The 20,638-nt window shown below is 49.3% G+C and carries 14 protein-coding genes and 2 pseudogenes; 13 read left to right on the top strand and 3 right to left on the bottom strand.

Annotation, left to right across the window (positions count from 1 at the left end):
• Positions 1 to 25: 25 nt before the first annotated feature.
• From QGP82_RS09525 to QGP82_RS09540, 4 genes and pseudogenes are all read left to right on the top strand, one after another.
• Positions 26 to 2,086: a prolyl oligopeptidase family serine peptidase gene (locus tag QGP82_RS09525; protein WP_499058621.1), complete on the top strand. Its 2,061-nt coding sequence runs from the start codon at positions 26 to 28 to the stop codon at positions 2,084 to 2,086.
• 148 nt (positions 2,087 to 2,234) lie between these two features.
• Positions 2,235 to 3,185 carry a glutaminase A gene (glsA, locus tag QGP82_RS09530; protein ID WP_499058623.1) on the top strand — a complete coding sequence of 317 codons (951 nt, stop codon included), beginning with the start codon at positions 2,235 to 2,237 and terminating at the stop codon, positions 3,183 to 3,185.
• Positions 3,186 to 3,330: 145 nt separating this feature from the next.
• Positions 3,331 to 3,660: a hypothetical protein gene (locus QGP82_RS09535; RefSeq protein WP_163659592.1), complete on the top strand. Its 330-nt coding sequence runs from the start codon at positions 3,331 to 3,333 to the stop codon at positions 3,658 to 3,660.
• Between the two features lie 203 nt (positions 3,661 to 3,863).
• Positions 3,864 to 3,986 (top strand): annotated as a pseudogene (locus QGP82_RS09540) (glutaminase A); the annotation flags it as partial.
• A gap of 604 nt (positions 3,987 to 4,590) precedes the next feature.
• Here the strand turns inward: QGP82_RS09540 and QGP82_RS09545 are convergent.
• Positions 4,591 to 5,341, bottom strand: a pseudogene (locus tag QGP82_RS09545) (IS1 family transposase).
• Between the two features lie 710 nt (positions 5,342 to 6,051).
• Here QGP82_RS09545 and QGP82_RS09550 point away from each other — a divergent pair.
• The 5 genes from QGP82_RS09550 (at position 6,052) to QGP82_RS09570 (ending at position 11,302) form a co-directional block, all read left to right on the top strand.
• Positions 6,052 to 6,957, top strand: coding sequence for a glycosyltransferase family 2 protein (locus QGP82_RS09550; RefSeq protein WP_163659591.1), 906 nt, complete (start codon positions 6,052 to 6,054; stop codon positions 6,955 to 6,957).
• Positions 6,958 to 7,388: 431 nt separating this feature from the next.
• Positions 7,389 to 8,450 (top strand): ornithine cyclodeaminase family protein, encoded by a 1,062-nt coding sequence (locus QGP82_RS09555; RefSeq protein WP_499058625.1) that lies wholly within the window; start codon positions 7,389 to 7,391, stop codon positions 8,448 to 8,450.
• Between the two features lie 23 nt (positions 8,451 to 8,473).
• A complete protein-coding gene (locus QGP82_RS09560; RefSeq protein WP_163659589.1) occupies positions 8,474 to 8,770 on the top strand; it encodes a (2Fe-2S)-binding protein in 297 nt (98 codons plus the stop codon).
• Positions 8,763 to 10,166, top strand: coding sequence for an FAD-dependent oxidoreductase (locus QGP82_RS09565; protein ID WP_499058628.1), 1,404 nt, complete (start codon positions 8,763 to 8,765; stop codon positions 10,164 to 10,166). The genes QGP82_RS09560 and QGP82_RS09565 overlap by 8 nt, the downstream gene beginning before the upstream one ends.
• Positions 10,163 to 11,302 carry an NAD(P)/FAD-dependent oxidoreductase gene (locus QGP82_RS09570; protein WP_499058629.1) on the top strand — a complete coding sequence of 380 codons (1,140 nt, stop codon included), beginning with the start codon at positions 10,163 to 10,165 and terminating at the stop codon, positions 11,300 to 11,302. Before QGP82_RS09565 ends, QGP82_RS09570 begins: the two co-directional genes overlap by 4 nt.
• Before the next feature lie 17 nt (positions 11,303 to 11,319).
• On the opposite strand, the gene QGP82_RS09575 is transcribed toward QGP82_RS09570, so the two are convergent.
• Entirely contained in the window at positions 11,320 to 11,919 is a 600-nt protein-coding gene (locus QGP82_RS09575; RefSeq protein WP_499058631.1) for a TetR/AcrR family transcriptional regulator, read from the bottom strand.
• Positions 11,920 to 12,082: 163 nt separating this feature from the next.
• On the opposite strand from QGP82_RS09575, the gene QGP82_RS09580 reads away from it, so the two are divergent.
• Together QGP82_RS09580 and QGP82_RS09585 are read left to right on the top strand one after the other, a co-directional pair.
• Entirely contained in the window at positions 12,083 to 12,244 is a 162-nt protein-coding gene (locus QGP82_RS09580) for a ubiquitin family protein (protein ID WP_499058633.1), read from the top strand.
• Positions 12,245 to 12,305: 61 nt separating this feature from the next.
• Positions 12,306 to 16,052: a hydantoinase B/oxoprolinase family protein gene (locus QGP82_RS09585; protein WP_499058635.1), complete on the top strand. Its 3,747-nt coding sequence runs from the start codon at positions 12,306 to 12,308 to the stop codon at positions 16,050 to 16,052.
• Between the two features lie 587 nt (positions 16,053 to 16,639).
• On the opposite strand, the gene QGP82_RS09590 is transcribed toward QGP82_RS09585, so the two are convergent.
• The gene (locus QGP82_RS09590; protein WP_499058637.1) at positions 16,640 to 17,248 is read right to left on the bottom strand and encodes a class I SAM-dependent methyltransferase; all 609 of its coding nucleotides are present in this window, start codon (positions 17,246 to 17,248) and stop codon (positions 16,640 to 16,642) included.
• Positions 17,249 to 17,827: 579 nt separating this feature from the next.
• Here QGP82_RS09590 and QGP82_RS09595 point away from each other — a divergent pair.
• Positions 17,828 to 18,082 (top strand): hypothetical protein, encoded by a 255-nt coding sequence (locus QGP82_RS09595; protein WP_499058638.1) that lies wholly within the window; start codon positions 17,828 to 17,830, stop codon positions 18,080 to 18,082.
• 134 nt (positions 18,083 to 18,216) lie between these two features.
• Entirely contained in the window at positions 18,217 to 20,628 is a 2,412-nt protein-coding gene (gene pbpC, locus QGP82_RS09600) for a penicillin-binding protein 1C (RefSeq protein ID WP_499058641.1), read from the top strand.
• Positions 20,629 to 20,638 lie beyond the last annotated feature (10 nt).

The raw sequence follows: 20,638 nt of genomic DNA on the forward strand, positions 1-20,638 counted from the left end.
TTATCAACTATCAATTACCCTCCCCATGCCCTTCCAATACCCCCAAACCCGCCGATGCGAACAAACCGACACTTACCACGGCACGGCTGTTGCTGACCCCTATCGTTGGCTTGAAGATCCAAACTCGGATGAGACAAAGACCTGGGTTGAGGCACAGAATGAGGTTACATTTGGCTATCTGCGTGAGCTACCTGCGGTGGAGCCTCTCAAAAAGCGGCTGACGGAGCTTTGGAACTATGAGCGTTACAGTGTGCCATTTAAGCGCGGTGGACGTTATTTTTACTACAAGAATGATGGCCTACAAAACCAGGCAGTGCTTTACACCCAACCATCCCTGGAAGCTGAGCCGGTTGTGCTGCTCGACCCCAATACCCTATCGACAGATGGCACCGTTGCCCTAGGCAGCATTGCCGTTAGTGAAGATGGTCGCTATCTGGCTTATAGCCTTTCTAGTTCAGGGTCAGATTGGTTGGAGTGGAAGGTGCGAGACATCAAGACAGGGGAAGACACCGCTGACCATCTGAAGTGGAGTAAATTCTCAGGAGCGACCTGGAGTCACGACAACCAGGGCTTTTTCTATAGCCGCTATGACGCACCCTCGAAAGATGCTCAGTTTGAAGCGGTTAACTACTTTCAAAAACTCTTCTATCACCGTCTAGGCACTCCTCAGTCAGAAGACACCCTGGTCTATGAACGTCCTGATGAAAAAGAATGGGGTTTCCAGGGGCAGGTAACCCATGATGGTCGTTACCTGGTTATTTCTGTATGGCGAGGCACTGAGCGCAAGAACCTAATTTTTTATAAGGATCTTCAAGATCCCAATGGCGAAGTCATAGAGCTCATCAGCGAATTTGAAGCATCCTATGGATTGATTGACAATGACGGCACCACATTCTGGTTTCAGACTGACTTAAATGCATCCCGTGGTCGCGTCATTGCCCTTGATCTGACCAAAGGAAATGTTCCCACAGAGGTCATTCCCGAAGCAAAAGAGACTTTAGGCTCGGTCAGCTTGTTAAACAATCAGTTTGTTGCCAACTACCTCAAGGATGCTTACACCACAATTCAAATCTTTGATCTAGCAGGTCAACCCCTCAGAACTGTTGAACTACCAGGCATTGGCTCCGCAGGTGGGTTTGATGGAAAAAAAGAAGATACGGAAACGTTTTACCAATTTTCTAGCTTTACGGTGCCTAGCCGCATCTATCGCTACAACATGGAAACCGGAGAACAAAGCCTATTTCGTGAAGCTGAGGTGGCATTTGACCCCAATCAATATGAAACACAGCAGGTGTTTTACACCAGCAAAGATGGCACTCGTGTGCCCATGTTTATCACCCACAAAAAGGGCATAACACCCAATAGTCAAACGCCCACGCTGCTCTATGGGTATGGCGGTTTTAATATCTCTATTAGCCCCAATTTCTCAGTGGGCAATCTAGTGTGGCTAGAGATGGGGGGCATCTATGCCGTAGCCAACCTGCGAGGCGGTGGCGAATATGGAGAGACCTGGCACCAGGCAGGTACAAAGCTAACCAAGCAAAATGTTTTTGATGACTTTATCAGCGCGGCTGAATGGTTAATTGACCACAATTACACCTCCTCTGAAAATCTGGCCATCATGGGGGGTAGCAATGGTGGGCTGCTGGTTGGAGCCTGCATGATTCAGCGCCCCGACTTGTTTGCAGCAGCTCTACCCGCCGTGGGCGTTATGGATATGCTGCGGTTTAACCAATTCACCATTGGTTGGGCCTGGGAAAGTGACTATGGCTCTCCCCAAGATCCTGAGGAATTTAAGGCACTCTATGCCTATTCGCCACTGCATAATCTAAACTCAGCCAGCTACCCATCCACCCTGATTACCACCGCCGACCATGATGATCGCGTCGTGCCAGCCCACAGTTTTAAGTTTGCCGCTACACTCCAGGCGGTTCACCAGGGAGACAATCCAGTATTAATCCGCATTGAAACAAAGGCAGGCCATGGAGCTGGTAAACCAACCGCTAAGATCATTGAGGAAGTCGCTGACAAATGGGCCTTTCTAGTAAAGACCTTAGATGCAGAGGGCAAACATTTGACGGTTTAACCTGTTGCGATTTCAGCTGGTGCTAATTTAGGGGATAAATCGAGCTGTGATATTTGCTAATAGCCCAGATTTAAAGGATTAAATCCCTCCGAGGATCAGCAACGCCAATTTCAAATTATGATGCTATCGAGTGGGTGGGACATCGACTATGTCAGAATTGCAGGCCTTTCTTGAAAAGCTACACCATACCTATGCGGCAATGGAGGAGGGTGAGGTCGCAGCTTACATTCCAGAACTCTCCAAGGCTAACCCAGACTGGTTTGGCATCAGCGTTGTTACCACCGATGGCCAGGCATTTAATGTCGGGGACACCGAGCAGAAATTTACAATTCAGTCAATTTCTAAACTCTTCTCCTACGGTCTGGCGTTAGAAGATCATGGTCGAGAGATTTTGTTGAAGAAAGTGGGCGTAGAACCTACGGGTGATCCTTTTAACTCAATGATTCGGTTAGATGAAGGCTCCCATAGGCCCTATAACCCCATGATCAATGCTGGAGCCATTGCCACCACCAGCCTGCTGAAGGGTGATGGCCCCACCGATAAGCTCAACAGGTTGCTCAAAATGTTTGAGCGCTACACTGGGCACGACGTTTTTATTGACATGCCCACATTTATTTCAGAACGGGCTACTGGTCATCGCAATCGCGCCATGGCCCACCTGATGCTCAACTTCGGCATGATCGATAAAGATATCGATGCTGCCCTCGATCTGTATTTTCAGCAATGTGCCGTCATGGTCACCTGTCAGGACTTAGCCACCATGGCAGCTACACTAGCTAATCACGGCCAAAACCCCATCACCCAAACCCGCGCCGTTAACGAAGACTACGTTCGAGATATCCTCAGCGTTATGTACACCTGCGGAATGTATAACCGGGCAGGAGAATGGGCCTATCGAGTTGGTGTGCCTGCAAAAAGTGGTGTTTCCGGTGGTATTTTAGCAGTAATCCCTGGAAAAGCAGGTATTGCCACGTTTTCTCCCCCCATTGATGACAATGGCAATAGCGTAAGAGGCCTGCGAGTATTTGAAGCCCTATCTAAAAAATACAACCTCCACATGTTTGACCTATCCATGGGGCGATGCATATTTTGCATTTAAAATTTGTCGCTTACCATACTTAGAAATGTTGTGAACTGATCTATTAGACCGTAGCTATACAACACTTGGTTAAATTCCTTATAGGTTGTGTGAGATATCTGTAGAGACTCTAGGAACAACAACAGCGTAATTGATATATTTTTCCATGGTGGTCTACCAGGGGAAAATCAAAAAGATGCGGAATAAGTGGAGTAGTACCAAAAAGAGACAAAAGCACTCAACCAAATTAAGAAAGAACAAACATAGAGAATCTGAAACAACAGCTGTTACCGCCATTGACGATACAACTACAACCGAGGCAGTAGATGAAACAGCAGAAATCATCACTGCCGAAGATGAACCTGAAGCAACAGCGACTACTGCTGTAGATAGTGAAACTGTCGACGATGAGAACGAAGCTGAAGCAATAGAAATTACTGCTGTCGATGATGAGAACGAAGCTGAGATGGCATCTGCTGCTGACGAGTCAGAATAAGGAGTGAATGCGAGTTTTTTTGTAACAAGCATCTAAAATAAGATACTTACTTTGACCCTAGCCATAGTCAGGGTTTCTTTTTACCTGAATATGAATAGTGGGTACTGGTTCCATATAGTGGGATAGCTAAAGAGAATGCTATGGATGCTGTTGAGGGATAATAGCTGCTAGCAAAGTCCCCAACCTGTGGTGTTATGGAGCTATACCACACCTTTATTGACATGCCCACATTTATTTCAGAGCGGGCCACTGGTCATCGTAATCGCGCCATGGCCCACCTGATGCTCAACTTTGGCATGATTGATAAAGACATTGATGCCGCAGTCATTGGCGTACTCCCACCCCCAATTCAATCGAAAATATAGCCAACAAAGTATCCCACCATATTTCGGTATTCTAGGCCACCACTACCAAGTATCTACCCACAAAGTGAAACCTAGGTCAATGCCAACAATGCGTTGTCCATTCCGTTTTGGCCCCGTGGCAAGCGGATAGGGACGTTTTGATATGTCTATTTTAGGCATGGTCTCCTGGTCTCCTGTCCTCACTCCTCACAATCATCGGGCACACTTCGCCCTACAGCAACATGGTCCAAATCGTTATTACAGCGTCTAACAGCCCATTGTCGTGCTGTTTGCAGCATCCTTAACAGGCTTTTGTCAGCCAGCTAGGATTCTCACACAAATTTATTGTTTATGTGAAGTTAAAATAAATTACACCCCCATCATCAATTCAGAGTATTTGATCTGCCATAATCTCTCTACGACGATAACAAGTATTTTCACTCTAAACGCAGTGTTAATGCTTAGGTGTTACCATCGACTTCTTTTGGTAAAACAGTCACTTATGTAACATGTCATGAAGTATCACAAAAAAGCTTTCTGTAAGCTAGATCTAGAGAAAATCAACGAGAGACTTAATAAAGCTGATTTAGGTAGCGCTATTAAGGAGAGAATGGTGAAGAAGAGGCCTAATACTCTTATTTGCGCGTAATTGCTCGTTGTAGTGGTTGATAAAATACCAAATTACAGCAATATGATTTTTGAGCTTTTTCGAGAAGGGTAACATTTTGCGCACAAATCGAGATACCCGCTGCTACATCGTATCTTTAAATCGCTCAATATAGCTGGTATAGCCACCATCCTTGTCTATAGGATGATGACGTTTGCTGGGTAAAGCCACTGGATAGGAACTCAACCGATCGGTGTAAATCACAGCACATTGTCGATAGATGGCTGGTAGGGACATCCATATGGCCTGAGCTGACTCTCCACTAAGGTCACCGACATAGGCCCCCATGTTCTCACGCGTCTTGACATCTAAGGCTAACCACACCCATTGTTCATTACCTTTATTATCGACAAAAGACCATAATTCATCCATTTGAACCGTTAGGCGTTTTTGGGCTTGCTGGTTACCTCTACTTGGGTGGCAACGGTATTGGCTTTCCGATTGCCATAGCGTTGGATGCAGTCGTCTGAACGCGCCAGGGAAATCCACTCCAGAAGAAAGCGATCAATCAGGTCTCGTTGCTCCTGGGTGCAGTGATGCCACTGAGGATTCAGGACAAACTGACATCCACAATCCCGGTATTTATGGTTCTGTTTGCCATGATGGCTTGCCCATTGAAACTCATAGACTCAGGGTGACAGCTTGGACACGCAGGTATAGAACAAGACATCTTGTGACTGAGGGTAGAGTCGATTCTCTAAGGATGCTTTATCGGTCTCCAGAGGATCTCTCTGATCCACTTTTCTTATCCTTTTTTTCCTAAAAGGGGCTACCCTGATTTGCTGTCTCACAACAGAGTTTAGTTTTAGCGGGTAGAGCTTTTTGAATAATTCAACCTTTGGTGTGTAGAGGTTTCAGTACTCGATGCAGGTAATAGAAATTTTATTTTTTTGACTAATGTGAGTCTCTGGAAGAACTACTCTACTAAGGTTTTGGTGCAGTAGAGCTGTTGACTTTTTAGATTGTTGAAAAGTTCTCTGATGTAAAGATTTTATATCACTCTCTTCAATATATGGAGTCGATCTGTTTTTAATGGGTTAGTGAGCTGGTACTGGACAGTGCGAAGTTTTTCTCTTGTTGGTCAAGTTCTTCCATCTAGGAGTAAAACTCAAGCCCAATACCTCGATTTACAAAGGGTACGTCCGAATAGAAAGCTCTTAAAAGACCAAGTATGTGCCTACTTCAAAGCTGGTAGAAAACGATTTTCAGTAAAACTATGGCCTTTCGACCATTAGGTAATCTATCGAAAATCTATCGAAAAACCAACCAATCTGCTGAACTTTAGCGAGGAATCAGGGCTTTACTGACTGATTTCTAAGTTTATCCACAACAAGAACTTTTCACTGTCCAGAGCTTTTAGTAATTCATTTTTTCGACAACATGTCTAAGCTTTTAACAATCGCGATACCTACCTATAATCGTGCCTCTCTATTAGACCAGCAAATGGCTTGGTTGAATGAGGCTATTCATCGACTAGAGAGTTCTGTCGAGATTCTTATTTCCGACAATGCCTCCAGTGATGAGACTCAAAGGGTAATCGAGAAATGGTGTCCCCAGTTCTCTAATGTACAATTCACAAATCATCGTCAGCCATCTAATTTAGGACCTATTAGAAATATTGAATATTGCATAGAACAGGCGAAAGGGAAATTTGTCTGGGTAGTTAGTGACGATGATCGATTAAGACCAGAGACCTTAGGCTATATCATTAAGCATCTTTCTGAAAAACCTGACTTAACCCTTATCGTGCTGAACCATGCGGCCAAAAATTTTGCTCAAGATATTGTGGCTTATGAGCAGTGCTATCGCATTAAGGAAGATGTTTTTGCTACCGATGGTAAATCCCTGTTTAGTAAATGTCTGCTTCAGCATCAGGGTGGAGTCACTCTAACAACAGCCTTAATTTATCGAACCTCTGTAGTTCAAGATTCACTGACATCTTGGCCCGAGGGTATGGATAATTTTTCAGTGCAAACCTATATGACAGCTTACTGCGCTCTTTATGGCTCTGTATTGCTAACGGCCATTCCTTACGTTGTTTGTGCCTTGGGAGATCATTGGTTTATCCAAGATACCTCAACCCGCAATCGTTTCCGATATGAAGACAAACCAGCAATGTATGCCAGATTATCTGATATTGGCTATGGCAGAGTTCTAATGTGGAAATTCTGCTTGACAGTTGGCCAGTCCATTTTTGAACTCCTACGGCATCCCAGTAAGTTATCGTTATTTTTAAGAAAACTCTTCTCTTTAGCTAATGCCAAATTCCATAAGAAGAGTGCATAAGAATTCATAGAAACTAGATGGGTGGAATCTTTAACCGACATTCCACCCTCTCAGGGTTGCTACAAGCATAGCTGTTATTGCTGTAACCTATGTTGTTCATTGTGAATGGCCTGGATAAACTCAGAGTGAGTGGCATCGTACCCATGGTTTGACTTTTCGTTACTTTAGAGATGTAACAAAAAAGCTGACAATGCTCTGATTAGATTTAAAATTTTTATGTTGAGCTGTTATCCCTTAGGCTTCAGATAGAAGTATCAACATGGTTTCCCATACACGCTAACCATCATGCGATCAGCAGTTTGTGAATCCAGGAAAAGAGGTAACTGCTTTCAAGGCCATTCGAGTTATTTTTGGGTTGAGATTATCTCTATTTAAACTCCATTGAGTTGTTATCAAACAAATTTGATAACACGTTTTAGGAAACCACATTTATGAGTTACAAACACCACCTTAGCTTCACCTATCTATCTCAGGAAGATCTGCTTAATGCCGGGTGTTTAGATATGCAGATGGTGATGGATATCGCCGAAAAAGGCATGTTTGAATTTGAAAGACATCATGTCATTTTTCCTGAGAAAATTGTCCAGATTTTTAATCAAGCTACCCAAGAACGGATTAATTGTTTACCGGCAACGCTGTTAGATGAAAAGGTCTGCGGCGTTAAATGGGTTTCGGTCTTTCCCCTGAATCCCAGTCAGCATGACCAGCAAAATTTATCGGCTATTTTTATCCTTTCGGAAATTGAAACAGGGTTTCCTATCTGTGTCATGGAAGGAACTCTCGCCTCAAATATGCGGGTTGCAGCCATGGGGGGGATTGCTGCCAAGCATTTAGCCCGTCCCGATGCTGAAGTGATTGGTTTTATTGGGGCCGGGGAACAGGCAAAAATGCATTTAATCGCAATGAAAGCTGTGTGCCCTGGTCTAAAGCAGTGTCGAGTTGCCGCTTACTTGGTAGCCCATGAGGAGCAGTTTATTGCTGAACTCTCACCCCTGTATCCAGAGATGGAGTTTGTATCCACAAACACTAATGCGCAACAAGCCATGGAGGATGCTGATATTCTGGTGACCGCCACCAGTGCCCAGGCCCCTCTGCTCAAAGCAGCCTGGATGAAACCCGGTGCCTTCTATAGCCATGTGGGGGGCTGGGAGGATGAGTTTGAGGTGGCATTACAGGCCGATAAGATCGTCTGCGACGATTGGGAAACCGTGACCCACCGCACCCAGACATTAAGCCGAATGTATAAAGAGGGGCTGATTAACGCCAGCCATATCCATGCTGATCTACACGAGTTAGTCTCTGGCAAGAAACCAGGGCGTGAATCGGAGTCAGAGCGAATCTATTTCAATGCCGTTGGCTTGGCCTATATTGATGTTGCCATTGCCACCGCCATGTTCAACCGAGCTAGGGAGAACCAGCAGGGCACTCAACTCGATCTACAACAGAGTATGGTATTTGAACATCCTGATTTGAAATCGAAACTGAAACGCTGATACTAAGACCGGGCAACGCAACTATGTTTAAGCGTCTGAATAACTTAACAGATGAAACCGTCACGGTAACGATTGAAGGTGAAGCTGTTCAAGTTCCAGTGGGGGAAACCGTGGCGGCAGCTGTTTTAGTACATGGGTTGGACTATACCCGCACCACCTCTTTATCAGGGGCACCTCGGGCACCGTTATGCATGATGGGGGTGTGCTTTGAGTGTTTGATGGAAATTGATGGCTTGCCCAACCGTCAAGCCTGTCAGGTACAGGTGGCAGAAGGGATGACGATTCGTCGTCAACAGGGGGTGGGAGGAGATAATGCGTAAATCTTATCAGCTGGTGGTGATTGGGGCTGGACCGGGGGGACTTGTTGCAGCAACAACGGCGGCGAATTTAGGCTTAGATGCGGTGGTGCTCGATGAGCAGCCATCGCCCGGTGGACAAATTTATCGTGCGATCGCAAATGCCCCCACAAACCGCGCCACATTACTCGGAGCCGATTATCAACACGGCGCTGACCTGGTAGCCGCATTTCAGACTAGTGGAGCCCACTATTTACCCAACACCACCGTTTGGCTATTAAATGCTCGTCACCAGGTTGGCATCCTGCACAATGATCAAGCATCTATTATTCAAGCGGAGTCTGTGATTGTTGCCAGCGGTGCAATGGAGCGACCAGTAGCGTTTCCCGACTGGACCTTGCCGGGGGTGATGAATGCAGGGGCGGCCCAAATCTTGCTGAAAACCGCCGGTGTGGTCCCCGCCAATGGCACGGTCATCGCCGGGATAGGTCCGTTACCCCTACTGGTGGCTTGGCAATATCAGCGGGCTGGCATACCGGTAAAAGCGATTCTAGAACTCTCGCCTGGAACCAACCTGTGGCGGGCTGCACCGCACTTACCGAAGGCATTAGGGGCCGGTAACTACATCAGCCGTGGATTAAAATACACCCTGGATCTCAATGCAGCGGGCATCCCCATCTACTATGGGGTTTCTCACCTACAAGCTCAGGGGGACAAACACATTCAAACGGTAGAGTACGGCTGGAATAGCCTTGGCATTCGTCGGCGAGAAACCATCCCCACAGACAGTCTCTTGGTCCATTTTGGAGTAATTCCCAGAACAAATCTGACCCAGGCCGCTGGTTGCCACCATATCTGGGATGCGGGGCAACAGTGTTGGCGACCCCAAGTAACGCCGTGGGGAACGACCACTGTGCCGGGGATCGCCGTTGTGGGTGATAACGCCGGCATTGGGGGTGCCCGCAGCGCCGAACATAGTGGCCGATTAGCCGCCCTAGAAGCTGCTCGGGCGTTGGGCCTCATCAGTGAGCAACAGCGCGATCGCCAGGGCCAGGATGATCTCAACTGGCGGCGGAAAGATTTAAGGGTACGCCCTTTTCTAGAAGCCCTGTATCGCTTACCGGAGTCCCTGCTTGTTCCCGCCGATGATGACACTCTGGTCTGCCGTTGTGAAGAAATTTCAGCTGGGCAAATCCGCCAAACGGTGCGAGAAGGCCATGGTGATCCCAATCAAGTGAAATATTATCTCCGCTGTGGCATGGGGCCTTGTCAAGGAAGACAGTGTGCCTCGACCGTAGCCCACATTGTTGCAGCCGCTCACCAGCGTCCCGTCTCAGACTATGCTCCCTTTCGCATTCGCCCGCCGATCAGGCCCATGACCATTGACCAGCTGGCTAATTTGACAGGAACAGAAGCATGACGGTTGATGTTGTAATTATTGGTGGGGGATTGATTGGATCCTCAACAGCGCTACACCTGGCCATGGCCGGACAACGGGTCATCGTCGTGGAAAAAGATAGCCCTGGCCGCCATGCATCTGGTGTGAACGCAGGCGGTTTACGTCGATTGAATCGTCATCCGGCGGAGATTCCCCTCGCGGTTGTTGCCGCCAGAATGTGGCGAGATATCTATTCCCTGGTGGGCAGTGATTGCGATGTAAAACTCAGTGGCCAGGTGCGGGTGGCGGAAAATGCCGCTGATCTTGAGAAACTCAAAGAACGCGCAGCTATGGTCTGTGCCCTGGGGTTTGACCATGAACAGCTGATTGATCGCGAACACCTCTACACACTGGTCCCTGCTCTGGTTCCCCACTGTGTGGGTGGACTGTATACCGCTGGTGACGGCTTTGCCCGTCCCTATCACGCCCTCACTGCTTTTCGCCGCAAGGCCGAGTCCTTGGGAGTAGAGTATCGAACAGGCTGCCGTGTGACGGGGATAGAACGAATGGGAGACCGTTGGCGTGTGGTGTCAGAGCAAGCTAAATTGGACGCATCTATCCTGGTCAACTGTGCAGGGGCCTGGGCAGGGCAGGTGTGTGACTATTTAGATGAACCCGTTCCACTCAAGGTGGGAGCCCCAATGATGATGGTGACTGAGCGGTTACCCCCTTTTCTTGAGCTGGTGGTCGGCGTAGCGTCCCGTAAGTTGTCGTTTAAGCAGATGCAAAACGGTACTGTATTGATTGGAGGGGCTTATTTGGCTGACTATGACATGGTTAACGAGAGAACAGAGATTGATTTCTTCAAACTCTCTGAAAGCAGCCGCACCGTTGTAGAGCTGTTTCCCAGAATGGCAGGTGTGCGAATTGTCAGGACATGGGCAGGCCTGGAAGCCTTTATGCCCGATCGTATTCCCGTCATTAGTGCCAGTGGAAAAGTCCCCAATGTTTATCATGCGTTTGGGTTCTCGGCCCATGGCTTCCAACTTTCACCCGTTGTCGGGCGCATCATGTCAGAGCTGATTTTGAATCAAAAGAGTTCCTTAGAAATCGAACCGTTTTCAATTCAGCGATTTCAATCCGCCGATGCCAGCCATACTTCACATCAGCTTAGTTAACGTTGGTCAAGAGAACGTTACAGCGCTACTCCCTGCTGCATCAGCTGTAACGTATTCTCAATCAGCGGTTTAACCGCATCCCCTTCAATCCCTAAGCGATTATCCAGCAGCAGCATCGCCAAACCATGAACCAACGACCAATTGGTCAACGCCAATAGTTGTGGCTCTCCAGGCTGTATTTCCTGAGCAGCTTGACCATCTGCAATAATATCCACCAAAATTTGAAAAGACTTATTAGCCGTTGTCGTTAACGAAGGAAACGCATCTGCATCTGCACAGTAACTGCCAAACATCACCTGATAGTGGGTGGGATAGCGTAGGGCATATTCAACATAGGCGATTCCCGTTGCCTGTAGCTGGGCCAGCGGAGTCGATTCAGCATCTCTAGCCTGCTCCAAGTAGCGACTAAACTCCCGAAAACCTTCTTCGGCGACGGCGGCTAGCAGCGCTTCTTTATCAGCAAAATGACGATACGGAGCTGTGTGGGATACCCCAGCCCGACGAGCCACCTGCCGTAAAGATAGGGCAGATATATCCTGCTCCGTAATAATTGCCAGGGCAGAATCTAGCAATGCCCGTCGTAAATCTCCATGGTGATAGCTCTTTTTTGTCGCCATATAAACCTTGAGTTTGAAAATTCTCAGGCAGACTCCTATTTTCGTTAATTATGTTAACGCCGTCAACTTTTATAATGTTGTCCTGTGGTGATAACTGCTCGGCGCGATCGCAATGCCTTGAAATCTGGCAAAATTTTAAGAGGTGACGATGCACAGGTAGACAATGCCCCAGGCAGTTTTTCATTTCCATGGCAGCTTAAATGATTTTCTGCCCCCTACCCGCAGCCACAAAGCATTTTCTCACACTGTCAAAGATCGAGCATCTATTAAAGATGCCATTGAAGCCCTAGGGGTACCCCATCCAGAAATTGAGTTGATGGGCTGATGTCTTTTACCCCAGAGCAGAACTCGATACCATAGCCTTTGGCCTGTGTGTAGTTGTCCCCATGGAAAAGTTATCTAATTCTGGAAATCGCTGGCAGTTCTGGATTGATCGAGGGGGCACATTTACTGATTTGGTAGCCCAGCGACCCGATGGGGGGTTGGTTATTCATAAACTGCTATCAGAAAACCCAGAACGATATGTGGATGCGCCGCTGCAAGGCATTCGGGATATTTTAGGGATTGCAGCAGGACAGCCGCTGCCCACCGAGCAAATTGGTGTGGTGAAGATGGGCACCACGGTGGCCACGAATGCTCTACTGGAGCGCAAGGGCGATCGCACCCTACTGGTCATTACCCAGGGTTTTAGAGATGCACTGCGCATCGGCTATCAGAATCGACCTGACATTTTTGCCCGCCAGATCGTGCTGCCAGAAATGCTCTACGAGCAGGTGATCGAGGTGGAGGAACGCTATAGCGCCCAGGGCGAGGAGCTATTGCCGGTTGAAACGGAGTCGCTGCTGCCCCAACTGCAACGGGCCTATGATGCGGGTATTCATTCCTGTGCCATTGTGCTGATGCATGGCTATCGTTACCCCGATCATGAGCATCAGATCGCGGCCCTAGCCAAGGACATTGGCTTTACGCAGATTTCAGTGTCCCACGAAGTTAGCCCCCTAATGAAACTGGTCAGCCGGGGGGACACCACCATGGTAGATGCTTACCTATCGCCGATTTTGAAGCGCTATATCGATCGGGTGGCGTTGGAGCTGGGTGCCGTGGGCACAGATAATTCAGACGGTAAGAACACTACTCAAACAGAGCCTAACCAAGGTCCCCAGCTGATGTTTATGCAGTCCAATGGGGGGCTGACCGATGCCCATCTGTTTCGGGGCAAAGACAGTATTCTCTCGGGACCCGCTGGCGGTGTGGTGGGGGTGGTACAGACGAGTGCGATCGCAAATCTCCACAAAATCATCGGTTTCGACATGGGCGGCACCTCCACCGATGTCTCCCACTACAACGGTGAATACGAACGGGTATTTGAGTCAGAAGTGGCAGGTGTTCGCATCAAGGCACCGATGATGGCAATCCATACGGTGGCAGCCGGTGGGGGCTCTATTTTGCATTTTGATGGAGCCCGCTATCGAGTGGGACCAGACTCTGCTGGCGCTAATCCGGGGCCAGCCTGCTATCGCAAAGGCGGCTGCCTCACCGTTACCGACTGCAACGTTATGCTGGGCAAAATCCAGCCGGAATTTTTCCCCCAGGTGTTTGGCCCTGAGGGAAATCAGTCCCTGGATCGCGAAGTCGTCCAACAAATGTTTGCAGATCTGGCTGAACAGATTCACCAGGCGACCGGTGATGTGCGATCGCCCGAGCAAGTGGCAGCTGGCTTTCTGGCCATTGCCGTTGAGAACATGGCCAATGCCATCAAAAAAATCTCAGTGCAGCAGGGCCATGACGTGTCAGAGTACACCCTGTCCTGCTTTGGGGCAGCGGCTGGGCAACATGCCTGCCTAATTGCCGATGCCCTGGGCATGCGACAGATTTTTATTCACCCCCTGGCCGGTGTGTTGTCGGCCTATGGCATGGGGCTGGCCGACCTGCGAGCCCTACGCCAGGCAGCGATAGAACAACCTTTAGTCGCTAGTTTGCTGCCGGACCTGGAAGACAAACTAACTGAGATCACGGCCCCTGCGGTTGCCGAGGTAAAACGCCAGAAGGTTGCCGATGACCGCATTGAGATCCTACCCAAGGTGCATATTCGGTATCAGGGCACCGACTCAGCGCTGATCGTGGCCTTTGGAGATTTATCCACGATGCAGGCCCAGTTTGAGCGAGATTACCACCAGCGCTACGGCTTCACCATGGCGGAGAAGCCCTTGATTGTAGAAGCGGTTTCAGTGGAAGTTGTTGGCAAAATGCCGCTGCCAACGGAGCCCACCCCTGGGTCTCTCCGTTCCCATCCCCCCCAGCCAGCCACCACAGTAACGATGTTTACAGCCGATGATTGGCAATCCACGCCCCTATTTCAGCGCAGTGAGCTACGACCGGGTGATCACATTTCAGGCCCCGCCATTATTGTGGAGGCAACCGGTACCAATATTGTTGAACCGGGGTGGGTAGTGGAGATTAGCGATCGCAACCACCTCATCCTGACCAAATCCCCTAAAGATAAAGACCCAGCAGCAGCCACTGGCACAGAATCGCTGTCACCACCAAGAGAGCTGTCCCAGCAGACCACTGCCGATCCCGTCATGCTGGAGATTTTCAATAATCTGTTGATGGCCATTGCCGAACAGATGGGCTTTACCCTGCAAAAGACCAGCTATTCGGTCAACATCAAAGAACGATTAGACTTTTCCTGCGCCATCTTTGATCAGCAGGGACAGCTGGTGGCCAACGCTCCCCATATTCCCGTTCATCTGGGGTCCATGGGTGAAAGCATCGAAAGCCTGATTGCAGCCAAGGGTGATAGCCTAAAACCTGGCGATGTATATGTGCTCAATAACCCCTACAACGGGGGTACCCATCTACCAGATGTCACCGTAATCACGCCTGTTTTTCCCAGGGTCTCCTCACCTGAGTCTGAACAGCCGATATCCCCTCTCTTTTACGTTGCCTCCAGGGGACATCACGCCGACATTGGCGGCATCACTCCAGGCTCCATGCCCCCCAACAGCACAACCGTGGACGAAGAGGGGGTGCTGATCGATAACTTCCAGCTGGTGGATCAGGGGCATTTTCGAGAACAGGAACTCCTGGAATTACTCACCCAGCCACCCTATCCGGTGCGTAACCCCAACCAAAATATTGCCGATCTCCAGGCCCAAATTGCCGCCAATGAAAAAGGGGTGCAGGAGCTAAACAAAATGGTGCAGCACTATGGTCTGCCCACCGTCCAGGCCTATATGCAACACGTACAGGACAATGCTGAAGAATCGGTGCGTCGGGTGATTGATGTGCTCAATCCAGGCCAGTTTACCTATGCAATGGATGACGGTTGTCAGATACAGGTGGCCATTAGTTGCGATCGCACCCGCCGCAGTGCCCGCATCGATTTCTCCGGCACCTCACCCCAGCAGACCACCAACTACAACGCCCCAAAAGCCGTCTGCAAAGCAGCAGTACTCTACGTATTTCGCACCCTGGTGGACGACAAAATCCCCCTCAATGCCGGCTGTCTAAAGCCCTTGGAGATCCTTATCCCCGCTGGCTGTATGCTCAACCCCCATTATCCAGCCGCTATTGTGGCCGGTAATGTGGAAACCTCCCAGGTGATTACCGACGCCCTCTATGGAGCCCTAGGCATCATGGCCGCATCCCAAGGCACCATGAACAACTTCACCTTTGGCAATGAACGCTATCAGTACTATGAGACCATCTGTGGTGGCTCCGGCGCAGGTCCCAATTACAATGGCACCGATGCCGTTCAAACCCACATGACCAACTCCCGACTGACCGATCCAGAAGTCTTAGAATGGCGCTTCCCTGTTTTGTTAGAGGGTTTTGCCATTCGTCAGGGTAGCGGCGGCCAGGGCTTACAGTCAGGCGGCAATGGCGTCATCCGTCGCATCAAGTTTCGGGAACCCATGACAGCCGCCATTCTCTCCAACCATCGTCACGTTCCCCCCTTTGGCCTGCATAGCGGCACACCTGGTCAGACCGGTCACAACTCTGTTGTGCGCCAAGATGGCACAACAAAAACCTTGGACAGTAAAGCCATGATCCAAATGCAAGCAGACGATACCTTCATCATCGAAACCCCCGGCGGCGGCGGCTATGGTGCCATTCCCACAGAGTATTAAAATAGCTTGCTCTGCATCAGGGGCTGCCGTGTACACACAAGTATTGGAAATTAGCGTTTACGGTTGTCTAACCCCCTCTAACTCCCCCTAAAGCCCTCCGGGCATGGGCTAAAGCCTAAGGTAAGGGGGAGAACCGGAGCTTCCCCCCTTACCAAGGCAGGGCTGTTTCATTGTCTGGACAGAAAATCTGGAGGCATTGAAAGCTTATTTGAGGAAAGGCATGCTCTACATGAAGGTGGGCCAAACAACAATGCGATAACCTGATTAATCGACCCCGCCGTAACCCTTAAGTTAATGCCATTGAGGACAACCTAGTAGGCTGGGTCTTAGGGCGGCCTCCCGGCCCTAACCATGGGGGTTTGGGGAACTCGGAGGGACCCCAAGCAACCGGTTTTGGCTCCCTCCGATCATCTCTCGATTCAGTATGAACGAAGTAATAAGCCTTACAGATTTTCTCTGGTGAACACGAAACAACCCTGCCTTACCAAGGGGGGATTAAGGGGGGTAATGCAGGATTGTGAACTCCCTTTCGAGATGTGTGTACACCGTAGCTGTATCAGGGGGGATTAAAAACTAAGCTTATGGCGTTAAGAGGGTTCCTTAACAAACATAGTCATCAAATTAGGCCCCAGCAGATACTGATGTTGCACACATCGAAATCCCACTTGAGTGCCCATGTGTTCTCGCACCTGCGAACCATAGAATTTAATCCCACCTGGAGAAACTGGAACCTTCAACGTTTCCGTTGATACCCGTGCAGCTGGATCAACCAAATAAAACCTGCCCCCCGGACGTAATACCCGATAAATTTCAGCAAACACCTGGTCTGGCGCTGCATAATGCAGAAAACTTAACGTGTTAAAAACCGCATCAAATTGTTTGTCAGCAAAACGCAGTGGGTTAGCATTACCCTGCACAAAAATTAAGCGAGGGCGATGGCGGTTCGTGCGACGTGCCTGACGTAGCATCTCAGGCGCAAAATCTAGACCCGTGCCCTGGAGGTCAGGATACTTAGCTGCTAAGCGATCCAACAAACGCCCGGTCCCACAGCCAAGGTCAAGCACATGGGAATGCTGCGGGAGGTCAACATAATCTAGCAGCCGCTGATGGGTGGCTTGATAAAATACTGACGGAAATAACAGGTCATACAGGGGTGCCCAGCGATCGAAGAGTTGCCTTTTGTTCGGTGAAGTCATCAGTTGACCAGGTCCTAGCTCCATTACCAGAGATTCTAGCGAATTCCCCTAGAAATACGAGTTCACATCCTGGTTTCACATATTCAGAGTTGAGCATTGAGCAACCCGCACCATGAGACTTGCTGTGATTGCAGCCAAAGCCTTCAGTAGCTTGGCAATGAAGTGCCTTATTTGACGTCTATTTTTTGCGATCGCACGGCTAACAGAATAATGCTTTTCCAACGATTCCGGATAGTAAACCCATGCTTCATAAGAAGCTCACATTCTTGCTTTAGGATTAACGTGAAATTAGGAAATCTCCACATCTAAGCTGTTTTAAGGAGAAACGATGACTTCTTTTTTAGAAAAGACCTGAGGTCATTGGCCCATTGAGTAGATATAGGGGAATAGCAGCTAACGCTGTTCTATTTTTATTTTTTGCTGCTGATCCTCAGTATGGGACGTATCTGTCACATTTAGGCTGTTAGCCAGTTTTGCGATTCGATTCATCCTCTAAATCAGTAACAGCTTTTTTTCTACCCTCGCATCTCCCCCACCAGCGTTGGATAGTTATGCCAACTCTTGGGAAGTATTTAAACTATGACTAACCCAAAGCCATCCCCCAAATTTTCTCTCCTACTAGCACTCTGGGACTACCTTAATCAGCCCCTGTTTGAGCGCGATGTCCAATTCGTGTGGAATCCTCGTAAGTTCACCATATCCTACAGGTCTCAACTATTAGAACGCTGCTGGTCTAAAGACTATGAAACCGAAAAAAATCGCTATCGGCTAGAAGTTAACTGGCACAATACCGATCCTCAACCTAAGATGCCAGACACCGCTTCCAGTGAGTAAGGTGGCTGAACCTATGGTCGTGATTAAGGTACTGAATGTCTGCCATCGGGTACTGGCCTGTCCTAATTTATTAAGAGTTGTGGATTACCGCTGCGGATGAGCAGGGCTTTACAGCAGTATCGGGGTAAAAGCTTATGCCCCAATCTCTTCAGCAATTATTCAGAACGGGTTGTCGTTGGATATGGCGACGAAATTTACGGGTGAAAATCAGTGTGGTGCTGTTGCTGACGGGGCTGGTTGTGCGGGGTGTCCCCTACTTGATGCCTATTCATGCGACGGATTTAGCCCAGGTGGATCAGGCAGTGGAGTTTCGCGATCGCAACTCTCTCCCCCTTGGCACCCTCCTTTCCCGCGACCAAGAGCACACCGCTGTTGTTCCCCTATCCCAAGTCTCCCCCCATTTTCAGCACGCTATTCTCGCCGCTGAAGACCGACGCTTTTATCACCATGGCCCTGTCGATCTACAGGCCTTAGCCCGCGCTAGTTTACAGGCCATTCGTACCCGCCGCATTGTCAGTGGCGCATCCACTGTGACCATGCAACTGGCTCGCATGGTAAACCCTGTCCCGCGCACATTTCTCGGAAAAGCCCAACAAATTTGGTACGCTTGGCGACTGGCCGCAGGCATGACTAAGGATGAAATTCTGGCCGCCTACGTTAACCGACTCCCCATGGGGGGCAACATCTACGGCGTTGAAGCCGCTGCCCGTGTCTACTTTGGGCTGCCTGCCGCCGATCTAACAGTTGCCCAGGCAAGTTTGCTGGCCGCTTTACCCAATGCTCCGACAGCCCTTAACCCCTACACTAATTGGGATAATCTCAAACAGCGACAGCAGTATGTTCTCAATCAAATGGTGGCCGATGGCACACTAACTCAGGCCCAGGTCAAGCGCATTTATGCCCAACCCGTTACTGTCCAATCGATTGATCAGGGGCTTTTAGTTGCACCACACTTTCTCTTCTGGCTGGCCGCACAGCTCCCTACGGATCACCCTGCCCAAGTCCATACCAGTCTCGATCTGTCCCTTCAGCGTTTTGTTACCGCCCAGGTTCAACAGGCCGTTCAAGGGCTAGCTCTAAAAAATGTACGCCACGCTGCCGCCCTCGTGATCGAAAATGCCACAGGTGACGTTCTAGCCTATGTGGGTTCCCCAAAATACTTTTCTAGTCAACAGACCGGTCAAAACGACGGTGTCCAGGCTCTGCGTCAGCCAGGCTCAACCCTCAAGCCGTTTCTCTATCAGCTGGCGTTAGAACAAAACATCATTCAGCCCAACACTATCCTGGCGGATGTGCCCACACACTATGCGATTCCTGGGGCTCAGCTCTATAGCCCCACCGACTTTAGTGAAACGTTTCAAGGTCCGGTGCGGGTGCGGGCTGCCCTGGGTAATTCTCTGAATATCCCAGCTGTGCGTATTCTGGAGAAGGTCGGTGTTGATAAGTTTCTTGAGCGGTTGCACCAGCTGGGTTTTACTCACTTGGATCGGTCTGCTAACCACTATGGCTTGGGGTTGGCCCTTGGCAGTGGAGAAGTGTCGTTGTGGGAGCTGGCGCAAGCGTATTTAACCCTTGCTCATCAGGGTGATCCAAGTATTATTGTCACGCCTTTCAAAGTAAGGCGTGACAATAATGCATTACCTGTGAGTCACAGCCGGTCGAGTATGTTCCCCTTACCAAGGGGGACCGACAGGGGGGGATCGACATTTGGCGCTACCGATCGAGACTCCTCCGCCTACGGCATCTCCCCTGCGTTAGAGGAGGAAAAGCTTTTGCCACCTTCTCCCACATGGTCTCTTATCACTGATATCCTCTCCGACCCTCACGCTCGTGCCACTGCCTTCGGTGTCGATTCTGTCCTCAACCTGCCCTTCCCAGCAGCTGTAAAGACCGGGACCTCTTCGGATTTTCGCGACACCTGGACCGTTGGTTTCACCACTGACTACACCATTGCCACCTGGGTCGGCAACTTTGATGGCACCCCCATGCAGGATGTTTCTGGTGTGATGGGGGCTGCTCCCCTGTGGCATCGAATTATGGTGCATCTCCATGAGACCTATGAACCTGAACGATTCCCCTCACCTGATGGCATGGTAAAACGACCTATCTGTACACTGACTGGCCAGAAACCCACATCCGACTGTGAAGCCATCGTCCAGGAGTATTTTGCCCTGGAGGATTTGGCAGATTATGAACAGAACACAACAGAATCAAACCAAACCAATGTGGCTGAAAACAGTGCAGAGTTAATAATTGTTTCGCCTAAAACAGGCAGTCAGTTTTTGCTATATCCAAATGCCCAAGACCAACGTCTGGAATTTAAGGTGGTTGATAACACGTCTCAGGAGTCTTCAACTATCGAGTGGCAGCTCAATGGTCAAACGTTAGAGTCTTCTGGCAAACCCTCTTTGTTTTGGTCGATGCAGCCAGGACAGTGGCATTTAGATGTCCGTAGCGGCAGCCAGCGAGCCCAGGTGCAGTTTGATGTACTTTTAGCTGATGAACAACCTGTAAGATCTGGATTTTCTCTTCGGAAAAGTCAATAACGTTTTCTAA

The organism is Leptothoe sp. LEGE 181152 (assembly GCF_032906605.1).
In the GTDB taxonomy this organism is placed as follows: domain Bacteria; phylum Cyanobacteriota; class Cyanobacteriia; order Phormidesmidales; family Phormidesmidaceae; genus Leptothoe; species Leptothoe turfae.

Coding starts and splice junctions, on each gene's coding strand:
- QGP82_RS09525 (WP_499058621.1), top strand. CDS start 26: ATGCCCTTCCAATACCCCCAAACCCGCCGATGCGAACAAACCGACACT.
- glsA (WP_499058623.1), top strand. CDS start 2,235: ATGTCAGAATTGCAGGCCTTTCTTGAAAAGCTACACCATACCTATGCG.
- QGP82_RS09535 (WP_163659592.1), top strand. CDS start 3,331: ATGGTGGTCTACCAGGGGAAAATCAAAAAGATGCGGAATAAGTGGAGT.
- QGP82_RS09550 (WP_163659591.1), top strand. CDS start 6,052: ATGTCTAAGCTTTTAACAATCGCGATACCTACCTATAATCGTGCCTCT.
- QGP82_RS09555 (WP_499058625.1), top strand. CDS start 7,389: ATGAGTTACAAACACCACCTTAGCTTCACCTATCTATCTCAGGAAGAT.
- QGP82_RS09560 (WP_163659589.1), top strand. CDS start 8,474: ATGTTTAAGCGTCTGAATAACTTAACAGATGAAACCGTCACGGTAACG.
- QGP82_RS09565 (WP_499058628.1), top strand. CDS start 8,763: ATGCGTAAATCTTATCAGCTGGTGGTGATTGGGGCTGGACCGGGGGGA.
- QGP82_RS09570 (WP_499058629.1), top strand. CDS start 10,163: ATGACGGTTGATGTTGTAATTATTGGTGGGGGATTGATTGGATCCTCA.
- QGP82_RS09575 (WP_499058631.1), bottom strand. CDS start 11,919: ATGGCGACAAAAAAGAGCTATCACCATGGAGATTTACGACGGGCATTG.
- QGP82_RS09580 (WP_499058633.1), top strand. CDS start 12,083: ATGCCCCAGGCAGTTTTTCATTTCCATGGCAGCTTAAATGATTTTCTG.
- QGP82_RS09585 (WP_499058635.1), top strand. CDS start 12,306: ATGGAAAAGTTATCTAATTCTGGAAATCGCTGGCAGTTCTGGATTGAT.
- QGP82_RS09590 (WP_499058637.1), bottom strand. CDS start 17,248: ATGACTTCACCGAACAAAAGGCAACTCTTCGATCGCTGGGCACCCCTG.
- QGP82_RS09595 (WP_499058638.1), top strand. CDS start 17,828: ATGACTAACCCAAAGCCATCCCCCAAATTTTCTCTCCTACTAGCACTC.
- pbpC (WP_499058641.1), top strand. CDS start 18,217: ATGCCCCAATCTCTTCAGCAATTATTCAGAACGGGTTGTCGTTGGATA.